Source organism: Paraburkholderia sp. J11-2 (assembly GCF_905220185.1).
GTDB lineage: Bacteria > Pseudomonadota > Gammaproteobacteria > Burkholderiales > Burkholderiaceae > Paraburkholderia.
In genome coordinates, this window is record NZ_CAJMYY010000004.1 from 46,517 (window position 1) to 64,874 (window position 18,358).

An 18,358-nucleotide genomic window follows, 5' to 3' on the forward strand; every position below is an offset into this window, starting at 1 on the left:
ACGCTCCACGCGAGCGAGATGCAGCACAAGTCGAGGGTCGCCATAAGCGGCCCTCGACTGTTTTGCTTACCGCTCACGCGGCCTGCGCGTCGCGCGCGAGCCCTGCCATGAGGCCGCTTGCGCGCTGCACCTTGGCGAGCACCGCGCGATCGAGCACGGAACGGCCCTCGGGCACAGCCAGCGTAAGAAACGACCGCGCACGCGTGATGCCGGTGTAGACGAGTTCGCGCGTGAGAATGGGGCTGTACGTATCGGGCAGCACGAGCGCGGCGTGCGTGAACTCCGAGCCCTGCGATTTGTGGACGGTGAGCGCGAACACGGTTTCCACGCCTTGCAGGCGGCTCGGCGACACCCACTTCACGCCGCCCGAACCGTCGCCCGCCGGGAACGCCACGCGCAACACGGGCGGCTCGCCTGCCGCAACGGGCAACGCCAGCGCGATGCCGATATCGCCGTTCATGAGCCCAAGCTCGTAGTCGTTGTGCATGACGAGCACGGGCCGGCCCGCATACCAGTCGCCGTGCGGTTCGATGAGTCCTTCTTCCTGCAGCAGGCGCGCGACGCGCCGGTTCAGGCCTTCGACGCCCCACGGACCGCGCCGCAGCGCGCACAGAAGTTGGAACGCGCCGTGCGCCTTGAGCACGCCCGCGGCCCAGGTGGACAGCGCATCGGTCGTGGCGCCGGGTTCGGGCCGGGTCGTTCGCATCGTTTCCAGGTAGTGCCGGTAGCCCTGGCGCTGGGCGGCGCTTTGCTCGCCCACGCGGCCATCGACGATCAGCGCGCGCAACGGGCCGTCATCGTCGGCGGGACACACGAGCCGCGCGAGATCCTCGTAGCCGCGTGACCAGATCTTCGCGACACCCACGGCGTCGCCGGTGTTGACGAGTTCGGCCAGCGCGCCGATACCGCTTTCCGATGCAAAACGATGGCTCTCGCGCAGCATCGCAATGGCCTGGTCGAGCGGCAGGCCGTGCGCGTCGAGCATGGCGGCTTCGATACGCTCGCCGGTGGCCGCTTCGAGCCACGCGCGCGACGCTTGCGTGTAATGGCCTTCGCGCGCCCGATCGCACAGTTCGCCGAGCACCGCGCCCGCTTCGACCGACGCGAGCTGATCCTTGTCGCCAAGCAGGATGAGCCGCGCGGTGGGCGGCAGCGCGTCGAGCACGGCGGCCATCATTTCGAGGTCCACCATCGAGGCCTCGTCGATCACGAGTACATCGACAGGCAGCGGGTTCGCAGCGTCGTGGCGGAAGCGCCGGCTGCCGGGCCGCGTGCCGAGCACGCGATGCAGCGTGGTCACGACGGTCGGAATCGCTTTGCGCAGCGCCTCAGCATCGACATGCGCCTGCAGCGCGTCGAACGGCAGCCGCTCGACCGCGCCCGCAATCGATTCGTTCAAACGTGCCGCGGCCTTGCCGGTGGGCGCGGCGAGCCGAATGCGCAAAGGCCGCGTGGCAGGCGTTCCCTGCGCCGCACGGCCCAGCGCGAGTGTTTGCAGGAGTGCCAACAATCTCACGACCGTGGTCGTTTTGCCTGTGCCCGGGCCGCCTGTGACGATACTGAACGCGCTGCGCGCGGCGAGCGCGCAGGCGAGCTTTTGCCAGTCGGCGGCGCGTGTCTCGCCGCTGCGCGGCGCGAACAGCGCGTCGAGCGCCGCGCGCGCGACGTCGAGCGGCAGCGCGGCTTCGAGCCGTGCGGCGCGGCCAAGCCGGCGCTCGATCCCCTCGCGCACGTCCTGCTCGTATTGCCAGTAGCGCCGCAAATAAAGCCGCGTGCCCACGAGCACGAGCGGCGCGTTGCCTTGCGCAATGTCGGTAGCCGCGGTCTCTTCGCTGGCCAGATCGGGCGCGGCGAGCGCCGCGCGCCATTGCGCGAGCGTGACGCCCGCCAGCACTTCGGCAGGCGGCTGCGCCGGCACCGCGGCCAGCACCTGCGGTCCATCGGGCGGCAGGGAAAGCGCGAACGCGGGATCTTCCAGTGTGGCCTTCAGGTCGAGACACACATGACCGCGCCCGAGCTGATGGCTCGCCAGCGCGGCCGCGAGCAGCAACAACGGCTCGCTGTGCGGCGCTTCGGTCCACAGAAAGCGCGCGAATGCGGCATCGAGCGTACGCAGCCATCCGCGCTCCACCCAGTTGTCGAGCACACCGAGCATGTGCACGGCCGTTTCGCGCGCGGCGCCCCGCCCCGGTTGCGGCTCGATCTCCGGCATGTCCAGATTCTCGAACAGATCGCCGGTGAGGCCGTCCTGCCCTTTGGTGCGGCGCCTCGTCATGCCACGTCCTCCAGCGCGTTGCGACGCGCGAAGAGCGCGTCGAGTCGTTCGATCAACTCACGCGGCGGCCGCTCGCAATGCAGCCCCTGCCCCGGCGCGCGGCCGCCACGCAGGAACAGATACACGGCCCCGCCCACGTGGCGGTCGTAGTCGTAATCGGGCAAGCGCGCCTTGAGCAGCCGGTGCAGCGCGAACAAATAGAGCACGTATTGCAGCTCGTAACGCGAGTGGAGAATCTGCGCGCGCATTTTCGCGCTCGTGTACGAAGCGTCGTCGGGACCGAGCCAGTTCGACTTGTAGTCGGCCACGTAGTAGCGGCCTTCGTGTTCGAACACGAGATCCATGAAGCCCTTGAGCATGCCGTTGAGCGTGGCAGCGTCGAGCGCGGGGCGCGCCTCGCCATCCAGTGTGAATTCAGTGACGAGCGCATCGATTGCCAGCGTATCCACGGCATGGGCCGTGACCCAGAACTCCAGTTCGGCCATGTACGCACCGGGCGCGAACTGCGCGAACGCCACGCTCGACACGCGCTCGCCTTTGATATCGGGCAGGCGCAGCGGCGTGCGCACGAGTTCCAGCATCCACGCCGTAAGCGTTTCGATCCAGTGCGACCAGCCGCGCACGCTGCAACGGCGCGCCACCATGTCGCGCACGCGCGCTTCGTCTTGCGCGATTTCGGCGAAGCCTTCGTTGGCCGCCCACTCCATCAGTTCGTGCAGGAAGGTGCCTGCGTCCGCGCCGCGCTCGAAGCCGTGCATCGGCGCGAGCGCGGGGGCGACGAGCGTTTGCCCCGCGCTCGCGAGCGCTTCGTCGTCCTCGGGTGGCACGCTCGCATCGAGCAGTTCGAGGAACACGTCCTCGCTGCGCGTGTCGGGCGCGCCGCGCGAGTCGTCCGCTTCGACGGGAACGCCCGACCCGATCGACGTTTCGACCGTCTTCAGGCTCGAATAGCTCGCGATCCACCAGCGTTCGCGCTCGCGTGAGCCAAGCGTGCGCGCCTCGCCGCGCACGGCGCCGGTGTCGCGCAGCGCGAGCACGTCGCGACGCGCTTCGGGAGCGCTCGCCACTGCGATATCCGCGCACGGTCCGCGCAACGCGTCGAGCAATGCTTCGGTTTCCTCAGCAGGAATCGCCGCGCCGCCCCCCATGAGATAACCGAATGCACTCGCCTCGACGCCCTGCACCGGTCCGTAGCCGACCCACGTCGCGTAACGCGCGCGCGTCAGCGCAACGTAGAGTTTGCGCAGATCTTCGCCGAGGCGTTCGCGATCGGCCTGACTCAGCACGCGCGGGTCCGCCTCGAGCGTCACGCGCAATTCGCCTGCGTCGTCGTGCCACTTGAACGGCACGTCGTCGGGCTTGACGGCGCGGTGCGCGCACGCGAACGGCAAAAACACGAGTGGGTATTCGAGACCCTTCGACTTGTGAATCGTGACCACCTGCACGAGCCCCGCGTCGCTCTCCAGACGCAACTGGCGTGCGTCGCCCCCGCCGCCTGCGCTTTCGTCTTCGCGCTGCTCGTCGAGATAGCGGATCAACGCGTGTTCGCCATCGAGCTGCGTGCTCGCCTGTTGCAGCAGTTCGGCGAGATGCAGCAGGTTCGTGAGCGCGCGCTCGCCGTTGAGTCCTGCGCCAGCCGCGTCGCCAAGCAAGCGCTGCGGCACATGGAAATCGTTGAAGAGGCGGCGCAACATCGGCAGCACGCCCTTCCTGCGCCAGCATTCGCGGTACTCGCGGAACTGCAGCACGCGCGACTCCCACGCGATCTCGTCGTGCCCGAGCCGGTCGAGTTCGGCCCATTCGAGCCCCAGCGTGGGCGTAGCGAGCGCCGTGCGCACGAGGCGGCCGTCGTCGGGCTCGGCGCAGGCCGCCAGCCAGTAGCGCAGCTCTTCCGCCTGCGGCGTCTGGTAGACCGAATCGCGATCCGAGAGATAGACGCTGCGCACGCCGCGCGCGGCCAGTGCTTCGCGTATCGCCTGCGCTTCGCTGCGGTTGTTGACGAGCACGGCCATGTCGGCCGGCTGCAACGGCCGCATGCCGTGTTCGCCCGAGAAACCCGCTGCATGTTCCTGACCGAGGTTGAGCAGGCGCACCATCTCGGTCGCACAGCTCCCCGCCATGCCCGCGAGATACGCGCCCTTGCTGAGCGGCTTGCCCTCCGCGGCAGGCGGCATCCAGAAAACGTTGAGCGCGGGCAGCGCCGCGCCGGCAGCGACCAGCTTCTCGGCACGTCCATGTGCATCGGCGGCAACGAACGGCAACGCGTTCTCGCGTCCATCAGGGCTGCGAAACAAAAACGCACCGCTGCCCTCGGGCCGCGATTCCGCCGCCTCGAAACAGCGGTTCACCGCCTCGACCATCGCGCGCGTGGAGCGGAAATTCTTCTTGAGCGTATAGAGCCGCCCTTCGCAGGCACGGCGCGCGCGCAGGTAGGTGTAGATATCCGCGCCGCGAAACGCATAGATCGCCTGCTTCGGGTCGCCGATCAGGACGATTGCCGTTTCAGTGTCGTTCTCGGCAATGCGGTAGACCGCATCGAAGATCTGGTACTGGACCGGGTCCGTGTCCTGAAACTCGTCGATGAGCGCGACCGGGTACTGCTTGCGGATGATTTCCGCCAGACGCGCACCGTTCTCGCGCTGCAGGGCCGCGCGCAGCCGGGTGAGCAGATCGTCGAAGCCCATTTGCGAGCGGCGCGCTTCTTCCTCCTCGAAGCGGCGCGCCACCCAGCGCGCGGCGTGGCACAGCAGGTCCTGCTTCGCCTCGGGCGGCGCGGCCAGCGACTCGCGCAACGTTTGCATCGCCACGAAGGCCGCATGGTCCGGCGGTTCCCCCTTCACCCAGATTTCGGCGAGGCCGTCGGGCGTGAGGCGCGTCCACACGGCCGCCTTGTCGTCGAAGCCCGGGTGCGCGGATTCGGGATCGTTGGCCCAGTCGCGCAGCTTGCCGATCCACGTTTCGCTGTGCTTCGAATTCAGCTTTCTGGCGTCGAACTGTTTGGCCGCACGCGCCGCGTTCAGCAGCGCCTCGACCTCGTCGATCCAGACGGGCCACGGCGCCTTCAGCGTTTCGAGTTCGTCGCGCGCGCGTCTGCGGGCGTCTGCGAGCGCAGCGCCAGGGTCGCTTGCCTCCGGCAAAAGATCAGCGTGGGGAAGCAGCCCGCGTATTGCGTTGTGCAATTCGTCCGGACTCGCGAACCATGCTCTCACTTCGGCGGCGCTCGCCGCGTCGAGCGGCGCCATGAAGGTGCGCCAGTAGTCGCGCACGACTTCGGCGCGCAATTCCGTCTGGTCGGTTTCGAGCGTCTGCGAAAAGAGGCTGTCGCTGTCGAACGCGTGCTCGCTCAGCATGCGGTTGCACCAGCCGTGGATCGTCGAGACGGCAGCCTCGTCCATCCATTCGGCCGCGAGTTGCAGGCGCCGCGCGCAGGCCGGCCACTGATCCGGCGAGTATTCTTCACGCAGATCGTGCAACAGGTCGACGCCGGGCTCCCGCTCTGGCACGTCTTCCGGCTCCACGCGAAAGCACTCGGCCGCTTCGATGAGGCGCGCGCGAATGCGCTCGCGCAGCTCCTTCGTCGCCGCGTCGGTAAACGTCACCACGAGAATCTCTGGCGGCGTGAGCGCGCGGCCTGCCGTGCGCGTCTCGTCATCGGCATCCGTCTCGCCACTTGCCGCGTTGAGCGCGCCGTGACCCAGCACGAGGCGCACGTACAACATGGCGATCGTGAAGGTCTTGCCGGTGCCCGCACTGGCTTCGATCAGGCGGCTGCCGTAAAGCGGGAAGCGCAGCGGCTCCAGCGCGTGTGCATCCATGGTCCCGAGCGGATTCATGCCGTTTCTCCTGCCTCGCTCGAGGCCCGCTTCGCACGCGACGACTTGAGCGGCGCGCGGCTCGCCGGCAGCAACAGCGTCGTGGCGAGCGTGATGAAATCGTCGTGGGCGGCAAGCGCCTCGAAATCGGGGAAGGCGCGGCGCAGATACGGATTCGTCTCGCGCTCGCCGGGCGTGCGTCCATTGCCTTCATATGCCGCGCACGCGGCTTCCCACGCTTCGGCCGGCACCGTGGCGCGCGCGCCGTCGAAGCTGTCCGGCAACTTGCGCAGCCACGCAAACGCCGTCTTCACCGCCAGCGGCAGGGGCCGGCGCGCGCCATCGTCCCACGCGGCAAGCAACGCGAGCAGATAGTCGCGCGCAACCTGCGCATCGAGCGGCGCAAACTCTGCCACGCCAACCTTGCTCACGATTACCGTGGTCACCGGCCCGGCCGCGATCTGTGCGGCAACGTGCGCGACCCAATACGGCACGAGACGATCGCTTCGATAACGGCCGTCCTTCACGACCGTGCCCGGCTCCAGAATCACGCGGCCAAGCGCGCCTTCCGGACCCGCGCGCAAATCGCCGAGCCAGTCGTCTAGCGAAACGGTGCGGCCTTCCAGCATCGCATCGAGACGAATTTCGTATTGATGCTCGAGCGGCTCGGGCCAGCGCGCGAGCGCCTTGCGATATTCGGCGAACAGCTCGGGCATGGGCGCAAGCAGTTCTTCGCCGATCACTTCGCCAAAGCCGCCCGTCGCAAGATCGCCACTGCGGTGCATGCGCTCGAGGCGCGCAAGCGCGGCCGGTTCGAGATCGTCTTCGCCGCGCTCCATCGCCTTGACCTGCGCGCGGATCAGCTCGTTTTGCAACTGCCACGCCTGCAACGCATCCACCTCGAAGGGCTCGTGATTCTCGCTCGCGGCGTCTTCGCTTTCGAAGGCCACGCGCAGACGCTGCCGGAAGAAGCTGCGCACCGGCTCGCGCAGAAATTCGCCAAGCTCGCGAATCGAAAGCGGCTCGTCGCGTTCGGCGGGCGCGAGCACTTGAGCGTTGGCTTCGGCTGCGGGCCGCGCGTCAGCGGGCTTGGCCCACTCGTGCGCATAGGTGTAGAGCGTGGCCTCTTCCGGACGCGGCGGAAAATAGTCGGGGCTGAATGGCTGCAAGCGATGCTCAATGGTCAACGCTTCGAGCAGCGCGTCCCCATCGGCATCTTCCTCGCCTTCGAGCCGCCAGCCGGCCTTCAGATGATCGCGCAACTGCCCCACCAGCACCGAAGGCGGGCGCGGCGTGTTGTCGGTCACGCTGCGGCCGATCCACGAAACGTGCAGATGGTCGCGCGCCGAGAGCAGCGCCTCGAGGAACAGATAGCGGTCGTCTTCGCGGCGCGAGCGGTCGCCCGGGCGGTAGTCGCGGCGCATGAGGTCGAAGTCGAGCGGCGTGCGGCTGCGCGGATAATCGCCGTCGTTCATGCCGAGCAGGCACACGCGCCGGAACGGAATGGCCCGCATCGGCATGAGCGTGGCGAACGTCACCGCGCCCGCGAAGAAGCGCTGCGAGAGGCCGCCGCCTTCGAGCGCCGCGAGCCAGTTCTCCGCGACGATGGCAAGCGGCAACGCCTGCGTGAGCGCGGCTTCGTCGCAGGCTTCGCGCCACGTTTCGAGCGCGCCGTCGAGGCGGTCGAGTGTGTAGGCGTCTTCGTCCTGGGCCGCGAAAAAGGCCGCCTTCAAGTCGCGCAGACGTTCGCACCACGCGTCCACCGTGGCCGGCTCGCGCAGCGTGCGCCATGCGTGATCGAGCGCATCCACGAGGCGCGTGAGCGGGCCCAGCAACGCGGCGTCCAGGCCGCCGATTTCGCTATACGGCTCGATGTCGCGCCATGCTCCCGCGCGCTCGCCCGCGGCGTAGCCCAGCAGCATGCGCCGCAAGCCGAACGCCCAGCTATTGGGCGCGTTCAGTTCGTCGGCCTGGGGCAGCCCGAGGCTCGCGCGCTGGCCCGCGTGCAGTCCCCAGCGGATATTTGCGCCGTCGATCCAGTTGCGCAACGTCGGCACGTCTTCGACATCGATGCCAAAGCGTGCGCGTACGGCCGGCACTTCGAGCAGGTCGAGCACGTCGCTCACCGTCACGCGCGAGTACGGCAGCGACAGCAGCATTTCCAGCGCGCCGATGAGCGGGTCGAACGCGCGCTGCGCGCGGTCGGCCACGCTGAACGGGATACTGCGCGGGTCGTTGCCGTCGAGCAGGCCGAACACGGCCTGAATATGCGGCGCGTAGACCTCGATGTCGGGCACCATCACGATCACGTCGCGCGGCCGCAGCGTCGGGTCCGCCGCAAACGCGGCTAGCAGGCGATCGTGCAGAATCTCCACTTCGCGTTGCGCGCTATGCGCAACGTGAAAGCGAATTGATTCGTCCTCCTGTACGTCGACAGGCTCCCAGTGCTCGCGCGTCTCGCCAAGCGGACGCAGATCGCGAATGTCGTCCTGCAACTGCGAGAGCAACGTGAGCGCGTCTTCGCCGTCGAACAGATCGATACGCTGGCCAATGCGCGTGAAATGCGGCGTGTAGGTCTCGCGCGCTTCGTCGCTATCGTATTCGTCGAGCAGGCCGATGAAATCGCGCCCCTGTTTGCCCCACGCCGCGAGCAGCGGCTGCGAATGCAGATGCAGCTGCGCCTCGTCGAGCTGGTCCGGCGCGCCCGCGCGGCGGCGCTGGCGTGCGTGGCGCGCGCGCAGCAGGTCCTGGTCGGCGACGATGTCGGCCCAGTAGTGCATGCAGGGGTTGTGCACGCACATCAGCACCTGGCTCCAGCGCGCGAGCGCCGCGAGCACTTCGACCGACTGGCGCGCGAGGCTCGAAATGCCGAATACGACGAGGCGGCGCGGCAGCCCCTTCGGCCGCGCGTCGCCCTCCTGCCACGACTGCGCGCGCGCCATGAATGCCTCGTGCACGGCGGCACGGCCCGTGTCGCGCAGGCCGATGCCGTCCGGTGCCTGCGCGCTCACGTCCGCGAGCAGCGCGCGCCAAAGCGCGGCCTGCCAGCGCGCCTCCTCGGGCAGCGGCGTACGCACGTTGCGCGCATCGATCAGCACGTCCTCATTCGCGGCCCACGCGGCGAGCCAGTCCGCGCGATAGACCTGGTACTGGTCGAGCAAATCCGCCACGCGCTGCGCGAGCTGGAAGCACTTGCGCTGGTCCTCGTCGTTGGCCATGAAGCGTTTGAGCGGCTCATAACCAGGCTCGTCGAGCAGCGCCGGCAGCATGCGCATGAGACGCCAGACGAGGCGCGACTTGTCGAACGGCGAGACCGCGGGCACCGCGTCGTTGCCGAGCACCGCGCGATACACCTGCCACAGGAAGCGCGACGGCAGCGACATTTCGAACGCCGCCGCGATACCGCAACCGCCCTCCTCAGGGTCGGCGGCGAACGCGAGCTTGAGCCACTGCGCGATGCCGTTGCTCTGCACGAGGAACATTTCTTTTTCGAGCGGCGCGACCGGGTTCTGGCCGATCCAGTGCACGATCAGGTCGCGCATGCGCTCGGGCTGATTGCCATGAACGAGCATCAGCCCCGTGGGCAGTTCGCGCGCGCTCAAGCGAGGCTCCGGCGCGCGTGGCGCACATTGGGCACGCGTTGGGCAGGCTGGGCGAGAAAGCGAAGAAAAGGGATTGCGGCCATGTCGCCAGTTCGTGTTGGGTGCCGGTACTTACCGATACGAATTGCGCAGGCGGCATTGCGCCCGCGTGATGCGACAGTTTACGACAATCGGGACCGCGGCGAGCGGCGCATTCGCGCGCAGGCCGCGGTTTGGGTGCCAGCCTCGTCAGGCCGTCGCGGCCGGGCCCAGGCGCTTACCGGTAGCCGGATCGAAGAAATGCAGGCGCGCCGGCGGCAAGTGCACCGCCAGCCGCTCGCCGGGCGTGGGCCGCGTTTCGTGCGGCAGGCGCACCACCACATCGGCGCTGCCCCAGCGGCCGTGCGCGAGGTTGTCCGCGCCGAGCAATTCGCAGGTCTCGACTTCGAGCGTGACCGGCTCGTTGGCGCCGCGCGCGTGCATATGCTCGGGCCGCACGCCCAGCACGCATGGCGCACCCTTCGGCAGCCAGGCCGGCGCATCGCCAAGCGGCAGATGCGGCCCGTTGCCCTCGATTTCGAAGCGCTGGCCGTCGTCGCTCACGCGCCCGCGCAGCAGGTTCATGGCCGGCGAGCCGATGAAGCTCGCCACGAACATCGAAGCGGGCCGGTCGTACACTTCGCTGGGCGTGCCGATCTGCTCCGCGCGCCCGCCGTTGAGCACCATCACGCGCTGCGCGAGCGTCATCGCCTCGATCTGGTCGTGCGTGACATAAAGGCTCGTCGTGCGTAGACGCGCATGCAGACGCTGGATTTCAAGGCGCATCTGCACGCGCAGCTTCGCGTCGAGGTTCGAGAGCGGCTCGTCGAACAGAAACACCGAAGGCTCGCGCACGATCGCGCGGCCCATCGCCACGCGCTGGCGCTGCCCGCCCGAAAGCTCGCGCGGCTTGCGCTCCAGCAGCTTGCCCAGTTCCAGGATTTCAGCGGCCGCCGCCACGCGCGCATCAATCGCTGCGCGGTCGAGCCCCTGCAACTTGAGGCTGTAGCCCATGTTGCGCGCAACCGTCATGTGCGGATAAAGCGCGTAGTTCTGGAACACCATCGCAATGTCGCGATCCTTGGGCTCCACGCGATTGACCACCTTCTCGCCGATGGCGATCTCGCCCGACGTGATGGTCTCCAGGCCCGCCACCATGCGCAGCAGCGTCGACTTCCCGCAGCCCGACGGGCCGACGAGCACCATGAATTCGCCGTCCGCCACCTGCACGTCGATGCCGTGCAACACCTGTTGCGCGCCGTCGTATGACTTCGTGACGCCCCGTATGCTCAATGCCGCCATGCCGTCTCCCGAATTGCATTCATGCTTATTTCTCCACATCCACGAGGCCGCGCACGAACCAGCGCTGCATGGCCAGCACCACCACGAGCGGCGGCAGCATGGCGATCATCGTCGCGCACATCACGAGATGCCATTGCGTGGCCGCGTCGCCGCTCGAAATCATGCTCTTGATGCCCACCACGGCGGTCGTCATCGAGGCCGTGCTCGACATGAGGATCGGCCACAGATACTGGTTCCAGCCGAAAATAAACGTAATGACGAACAGCGACGCGATGTTCGTTTTGGATAGCGGCAACACCACGTCCCAAAAGAAACGCAGCGGACCCGCGCCGTCGATACGCGCGGCCTCGATCAGTTCGTTGGGCAGCGTGAGGAAGAACTGGCGGAACAGGAACGTGGCGGTGGCCGAAGCGATGAGCGGCAGCGTGAGGCCCGCGTAGGTGTTCGTGAGATGCAGCGTGGCCGCAACCTGCACCGTGGGGAAGATGCGCACTTCCACGGGCAGCATGAGCGTCACGAAGATCAGCCAGAACGCGAGACGCCGGAACGGAAAGCGAAAGAACACGATCGCATAGGCCGAGATGATCGAAATGGCGATCTTGCCTACTGAAATCACGAGCGCCGTAATGACGCTGTTCAGGAGCATCGCGCCGAACGGGCTCGCGGCGCTGCCCGTGCCCACGTTCCACACGGTGGCCATGTTCGCGAACAGGTGTGTGCTCGGCACGAGCGAGAGCGGCACCGAGAAGACTTCTTTCTCGTTCATCGTGGCGGCGCAAAACGCCACGTACACGGGGAAGGCCACCACCGCCACGCCGAGCAGCAGCATGACGTGGCAGAACAGGTTGAAGTATTTGCGGTTTTCGACCATCAGCTCATACCCCTTAGTACTGCACGCGTCGTTCGATGAAGCGGAACTGGAAGATCGTGAGCGCCGTGACGATCAGCATCAGCACGACCGACTGCGCGCCCGAACTGCCGATGTCGAGGCCGCGAAAGCCTTCGTCGAAGATCTTGTACACGAGCGTGCGCGTGGCCTGGCCGGGGCCGCCGCCCGTTGCGGCGTCGATCACGGGGAAGGTGTCGAAGAGCGCATAGACCACGTTCACGACGAGCAAAAAGAAACTCGTGGGCGAAAGCAGCGGAAACGCAATGCCGAAGAAGCGCCGCACGGGCCCCGCGCCGTCGATGGCGGCCGCCTCGAAGAGCGATTGCGGAATCGACTGCAGGCCCGCGTAGAAGAACAGAAAGTTGTAGCTGATCTGCTGCCAGACCGATGCGATCACAACGAGCGTCATGGCCTGGCCGGGGTTGAGCGCATGATTCCACGTAACGCCGAAGCGCGCGAGCGCGAAGGTCACGAGGCCGATGCTCGGGTTGAACAGAAAGCCCCACAGCACGGCGGCAATGACAGGCGCGACCGCATACGGCCAGATGAGAAACGTTTGATAGAAGCGCTTGCCGCGCGTCACATGGTGCGCCATGGCCGCCAGCAGCAGCGAAATGGCGAGGCCCCCGAACGTGACGAGCGCCGTAAAAACGAGCGTGGTCTGGACCGAGGCCAGATAGAGCGGATCGTGCAGGAGCCGCGTGAAGTTGGCGAAGCCGACGAACACCGACGACGTGCCGAAGGCGTCCTGGGCCTGGGTGGACTGCAGCAGCGCCACCCCGGCCGGCCACAGGAAAAAGATCACGGTCACCGCAAGCTGCGGGCCGACGAGCAGGTACGGCAGCAGGCTCGCCCCAAAGCGGGAGCGTTGTTCCATTGCGTCACTCTCCTCGAGTGGCGGCGTTCGGCTGGGCGCGAACGCCAGTTGGCGCGGCTTGTTGATCGAATTGAGCCGCCTCCTGGGCGGCGCCGCGTTCGCATTCTAGCCGAGAGTCATGACAGTGCGGATCAAAGCGCGGTTTGAAACGCTATTCGTCTCGGTGTGTTGCACCAAGCGTGGTGATGAGCCGGTCCACCACGCCGATCACGTGCGCCGGCGTAATGGCCTTCGTGCACTGGTAGCGGAACGCGTCGCCCGCATGGCGCGGGCACCAGCCGAAGTCGGTGTCGTCGGACTCGTAGCGCGTGTCGTTGTAGCAGCTATTGCAGGCGTGAAAGTTGATCACGCGCCACGGCGTGTGGAATTCCGCCTTCGGGTGCGAGAAGCCGCTGATCAGCACGACCGGCACGCCCACGGCCCATGCGAGCCACGAGAGCCCGCTGCCAAGGCCCACGAAAAAGTCGGCATGGGCGAGCAGGCTCGCGCGCTCCGTCAACGCTCGCGCGCCCGTGAAATCCTCGGCGCCTTCGGGCATGACGTTCAGTTCACCGGGCAAGCCATATTCGCGGTCGCGGTCGATACACAGCACCCGGTAGCCGCGCGCCAACAGGTGCGCGACGAGCGCCGGCCAGCCATGCGGGTTGTTCCAGTATTTGCACTGCGAAGAGGCTTGCGTGGCGATGCAGACATAGCGCCCGGCAATGACACGCTCGGGGCTCGCGACGGAAACGCGCGGGCGGCGTTCGAGCGCCGGCACGCCCAGCATGTACGAAGCGAAGTCCTGCAAATTGCTTACGCGCAGGTCGGTCGGCTGGTGATCGCGGTCGGAGAGCGGCCGGTACGCGCCGACGCGGTAAGTCGCGTAGACGGGCTCGCCGGTTTCAACTTCGGCGGCAGCGGCAGCCGTGAACGCGATGGCGGGATAGCTCGCCTCGAACAGCGCATGCAGCGGGGCCGCCATCCGCACGGTCAGCGCACACCCATGGCGCGCGCGAAAAACCTCGAATGCCGGCATCCAGGCGATCGCATCGCCAATCGCGCCCGATCCGACTTCCACGCGCACGTGGCGCCCTGCCGCATCGAAGGCATGCGAAAAAACGCAGCGCGGACCGTCGAATACCTCCAGCAGGAAGCGCACATAGTATTTGCGGCGGCTCGCGGCGATCTCGCCCGCGTGCAACACCTCGTCGAACAACACATTGGCCGTGTCGAGATCGTGCATGCGCACACGCCAGCCGTCTTTCGGCACCTGCACGCGGCAACCGAAATTGAAGTCGTAACGGATGCCTTCCGGGCCCGCCAGCGCGGGGGGGCCGGGCTGCGCGAAAGCGGTGGACTGGAGGCCGCGCTGGGCGCCTGGAGAGGGGTGAGTGGAGGGATGCATCGGGCGATCGGGCTGCTGGGACGGTTGAACCGACGCAGCGTATCCCGGTCGCGAAAATAACGGGGACGTCGCCGCCCCCTGACTTCATCGTTGAACGCGCGGCTCAGGCAAGCGCCGCAGCGGCAAACTTGCCCATATCCGTGGCCGGATCGCGCAGCGCGTCGAGGTCGAGCTTCACACCCTTGCCCACGAGCTTCTTGCCGCACAGAAAGTCGGGCATCGAATTGACGGCGTCGACCGCGAGCAGTTCGCGGTCCTTCAGGTAGTACACCGCGAAGCGGCGCGCTACGGGGTCGCCGCGCACGATGGCCTCGTCATAGCCCTCGAGCAGGCCCACCGTCTGGAGCTTGAGGTCGTACTGATCGGACCAGAACCATGGCGCGTCGCACGCGGGACGCGGCTTGCCGACGATCGCCGCGGCCGCGAGCTTCGCCTGCTCCACCGCGTTGTGCACGCTTTCCAGGCGCCCCGCGCGGCCATAGTGCGCAAGCGGCCGGTGCGCGCAATCGCCGATGGCGAACACGTCGGGGTCGCTCGTGCGCGCGTCGTCGTCCACCTGGATGCCGTTGGCGCACACAATGCCCGCCGCTTTCGCGAGCGCCTCGTTCGGCAGAATGCCGATGCCGACCAGCGCAAGCGTGGCGGGCACGATCTCGCCATCGGCCAGCTTCACGCCGGTGAGCTTGCCGCCCTCGCCCACGAGCGCCTCGATCGTCGCGTTCAGGCGCAGTTCCACGCCTTGCGCGCGATGCTCGTTCGCGTAGAACGCGGAAACGGTCTCGCCCGCCACGCGGCCCAGCACGCGCGGCGCCGCTTCGAGCACGGTGACCTCGTGGCCGAGCTGGCGCGCCGCCGCTGCCGCTTCGAGGCCAATATAACCGGCGCCGATCACCACGAGCTTTTCGCCCGGCTTCACGCGCTCGCGCAGCACGTCTGCGTCCGCGAGCGAGCGCAGCGCGATCACGCCCGCGAGATCGTGGCCCGGCACCGTCAACGCGCGCGGCGTCGAGCCGGTGGCGAGAATCAGCTTGTCGTATTGAACGTGGCTGCCGTCGGCGAGTGTGAGCGTGCGGTTCGCGCGGTCGAGCGACTGCGCGCTTGCGCCGAGCTTCAGCTCGATGCGCTGCTCGTCATAGAACGCACGCGGCTTGAGCCACAAGCGCTCGACGTCGGCCTCGCCCTTCAAATAGGCCTTGCTGAGCGGCGGCCGGTGATAGGGCGGCACCGGTTCTTCGCCGACCAGCACCACGCGGCCGTCGAATCCATATTGCCGCAGCAGCGCCGCGGCGTTGCCGCCCGCATGCCCTGCCCCAACGATCACCACTGTGCTGCCGTTTTCTTGCATGTCCGCTCCCGCTTGATCCTGCTCTTTACCTATTAATCGATTCATCGCGCGCATCGGCGGTCAGGACTCATTCATGCACTTGAATCCACGCCGCGCGCCGCGCCAGGAACGAGATCATCTCATGGTTCGCACACGCACGCGGCGCTTAGTCGAAGGCGCGATCGTTCGGCGCGGCATAGAGCGCACGCAATTGCCCGCTCATCGGAAACGCGAAATTCACGCCTTTGGGCGGCACCGGCTTCTCGAACCACTTCGCGTACATTGCGTTGATTTCGCCGCTCTTCATGATCCCCGCCATCGTGTCGTTCACGAGTTGCCGGAATTCGGGGTCGCCGTTGCGCATCATGAACGCATAAGCCTCCAACGATTGCGGCGTACCCACGATCACCCATTCGGACGGCTTCTGCGTGAGCGAGCGCGTACCGGCGAGCAGCACGTCGTCCATCATGTAGGCCACGACGCGCCCCGACTCGAGCGTGGCGCGCCCCTCGGCATAGTCGCGCGCGCTGATGATGCGCATGTTCATCTGCTTGTCGAGGTTCATGCGCCGCAGGATGCGCTCGGACGTCGTGCCCTGGTTCGTGAGCACCGTCTTGCCCGCGAGATCGGGAAAGTCGTGAATGCCCGAATTCTTGTGCGTGAGCAGGCGTGTGGTCGCAATGAAGAACGTATTGGAAAAGCTCACTTGAGCCTCGCGCGCTTTCAGGTTCGTCGTGACGCCGCACTCCAGATCCACGGTGCCGTTCTGCACGAGCGGAATGCGGTTTTGTGAAGTAACGGGAATGAAATGCACCTGCAAATTCGGGCGTTTCGTCCGGAGCTTGACCGCGTCGATCACCTTGTTGCAGATGTCCTGCGAAAAGCCGATCACCTGGTTGTCGCCAATCACGTAAGAGAACGGGACCGAAGTCTCGCGATACCCAACGGCGATGATGTTTGCCGCGCGGATCTTGTCGAGCGTGGGCTGCGCAACCTGGGCGGCCGCCGGCTGCAGTAGCGCAATGCATGCCGCGAAGGACCAGCAAGCCAGCGACAGCAGCTTCAGTGCGTTCATCAGTCGGTCCTCTACTCGCGTATCGTTGTCTTGCGCGTTCAAAGCCTACATATGTCGTCAGAATCGATCATCGCGCAACATGTGGGAAATACCAGGGCTTTCCCGAGATGTTAAGCCGACGACGAAAAAAAAGCAGCGGACCTTGCCGCTGCTTTTCTAGCTCAATGCTGCGCAATCTTCGGGGCAAACGCCATCAGCCGTTGACGATCTTCTTCGGCTGCAGCAGCGCCAGCACCGCGCCCAGCACCATGGCCGCCGAAACGCAGTACATGCCCGCATTCGTGCTTTGCGTCGCGTCCTTCATCCAGCCGATGATCGAAGGGCTCACGAAGCCCGCGAGATTGCCGATCGAGTTGATCATGCCGATGGCGGCGGCGGCCGAACCGCCCGCGAGAATCGCGCTCGGCCAGGTCCAGAACACGGGCATCGTGGCGAGCATGCCAGCCGCGCCCACCGAGAGCGCGAGCATGGCGAGCGGCACGTTGTTGCCGAACACAGTGCTGAAATACAGGCCGAGTGCCGAAGCCAGCGAAGCGATGGCGAAGTGCCAGCGGCGCTCGCCCGTGCGGTCGGCGCTCTTCGCCACGAACAGCATGCTGAACACCGCGCACGCGTACGGAATGGCGGTGAGCAGGCCCACGTCGAGCGCGCTCTTCACGCCGCTCGCCTTGATGAGCGTGGGCAGATAGAAGCTGATGCCGTAAAGGCCCATCATGCAGCAGAAATAGATCACGGCCATGAGCCACACGCGGCCGTTGGCGAACACCGAGCCGATCGATGCGTGGCCCTTGCCGGCCTGGTCCTGCTCGATATTGCGCTCGAGCACGGCCTTCTCGTCTTCCGAGAGCCACTTCGCCGCGCGAATGCCGTTAGGCAGATAGAAGAGCGTAATCACGCCCAGCACGAGCGAAGGCACGGCTTCGATCAGGAAGAGCCACTGCCAGCCCGCCCAGCCGTTCGTGCCGGTGAACGCCGAGAGAATCCAGCCCGAAAGCGGGCCGCCCAGCACGCCCGCGATCGGAATGCCGATCATGAAGAGCGCGTTCATGCGGCTGCGGCGCGCGGCCGGAAACCAGTAGGTGAGATAGAGCACGATGCCAGGGAAGAAGCCGGCCTCGGCCACGCCCAGCAGGAAGCGCACGAAATAGAACTGCGTGGGCGTCTTCACGAGCAGCGTGGCCGCCGAAAGCACGGCCCACGTAATCATGATGCGCGCGATCCACACGCGCGCACCCACGCGGTGCATGAGAATATTGCTTGGGACTTCGAAGAAGAAGTAGCCGATAAAGAAAATGCCCGCGCCGAGACCGTACACGGTTTCGCTGAACTGCAGGTCGCTCAGCATCTGCAGCTTGGCGAAGCCTACGTTGACGCGGTCGAGATACGCGGCCACATAGCAGAGGAAAAGAAACGGCAACAGGCGCAGCGTCGCCTTGGAATAGGCGCCCGCTTCGAGATTGTGTAGTGCGGCCTTCGACTGGCCGCCGGCGATCGTATTCATGGTCTCCGACATGGTGCGAAGCCCAAGCCGCAAACGGCAAGGGCCAAGGAAAACGAGGGCGCATTGGCCGGGTTTCAACCCCGAGGTTTGTCCCCAATACGTTGCGCCCACAACAAGATGCGCGCAGTTGCGCGGCGCGCAACGCCGCACGATAGCATGCAAAGCGCATCATCGTAGCGAGACGCAACAATTACTGTCAACTGTTTGTAAGTAACGGGAATACGCCCGAAACGCCGCTGCCCCGGGACCTGGCGCTAGAATCGTCGAACTCGCTCTCGACGAACCGCTTGCATGGA

At 66.5% G+C, this 18,358-nt stretch carries 10 protein-coding genes; all 10 read right to left on the reverse strand.

Features of this window, described 5'->3' with window-relative positions:
* Nucleotides 1-73 precede the first annotated feature (73 nt).
* Nucleotides 74-2,275 (reverse strand): exodeoxyribonuclease V subunit alpha, encoded by a 2,202-nt coding sequence (recD, locus tag U5A57_RS06835; RefSeq protein ID WP_321909301.1) that lies wholly within the window; start codon nucleotides 2,273-2,275, stop codon nucleotides 74-76.
* Nucleotides 2,272-6,108 carry an exodeoxyribonuclease V subunit beta gene (gene recB / locus U5A57_RS06840; RefSeq protein WP_321909305.1) on the reverse strand — a complete coding sequence of 1,279 codons (3,837 nt, stop codon included), beginning with the start codon at nucleotides 6,106-6,108 and terminating at the stop codon, nucleotides 2,272-2,274. Before recB ends, recD begins: the two co-directional genes overlap by 4 nt.
* Nucleotides 6,105-9,689, reverse strand: a complete 3,585-nt coding sequence (recC, locus tag U5A57_RS06845) for an exodeoxyribonuclease V subunit gamma (RefSeq protein WP_321909307.1) — start codon at nucleotides 9,687-9,689, stop codon at nucleotides 6,105-6,107. The genes recB and recC overlap by 4 nt, the downstream gene beginning before the upstream one ends.
* 228 nt (nucleotides 9,690-9,917) lie before the next feature.
* On the reverse strand, nucleotides 9,918-11,009 hold the full coding sequence (locus U5A57_RS06850) for a sn-glycerol-3-phosphate import ATP-binding protein UgpC (RefSeq protein ID WP_321909310.1): 1,092 nt from the start codon (nucleotides 11,007-11,009) through the stop codon (nucleotides 9,918-9,920).
* 25 nt (nucleotides 11,010-11,034) lie between these two features.
* On the reverse strand, nucleotides 11,035-11,880 hold the full coding sequence (gene ugpE / locus U5A57_RS06855; protein WP_321909311.1) for a sn-glycerol-3-phosphate ABC transporter permease UgpE: 846 nt from the start codon (nucleotides 11,878-11,880) through the stop codon (nucleotides 11,035-11,037).
* 13 nt (nucleotides 11,881-11,893) lie between these two features.
* Entirely contained in the window at nucleotides 11,894-12,775 is an 882-nt protein-coding gene (gene ugpA, locus U5A57_RS06860; protein ID WP_321909313.1) for a sn-glycerol-3-phosphate ABC transporter permease UgpA, read from the reverse strand.
* A 151-nt stretch (nucleotides 12,776-12,926) separates the two neighbouring features.
* Nucleotides 12,927-14,162: an autotransporter strand-loop-strand O-heptosyltransferase gene (locus U5A57_RS06865; protein ID WP_321909315.1), complete on the reverse strand. Its 1,236-nt coding sequence runs from the start codon at nucleotides 14,160-14,162 to the stop codon at nucleotides 12,927-12,929.
* A 103-nt stretch (nucleotides 14,163-14,265) separates the two neighbouring features.
* A complete protein-coding gene (locus U5A57_RS06870; protein ID WP_321909317.1) occupies nucleotides 14,266-15,507 on the reverse strand; it encodes an NAD(P)/FAD-dependent oxidoreductase in 1,242 nt (413 codons plus the stop codon).
* Nucleotides 15,508-15,652: 145 nt separating this feature from the next.
* Nucleotides 15,653-16,561, reverse strand: a complete 909-nt coding sequence (locus tag U5A57_RS06875; protein ID WP_321909320.1) for a transporter substrate-binding domain-containing protein — start codon at nucleotides 16,559-16,561, stop codon at nucleotides 15,653-15,655.
* Nucleotides 16,562-16,754: 193 nt separating this feature from the next.
* Nucleotides 16,755-18,062, reverse strand: a complete 1,308-nt coding sequence (locus U5A57_RS06880; RefSeq protein ID WP_321909322.1) for an MFS transporter — start codon at nucleotides 18,060-18,062, stop codon at nucleotides 16,755-16,757.
* Between the last annotated feature and the right edge of the window lie 296 nt (nucleotides 18,063-18,358).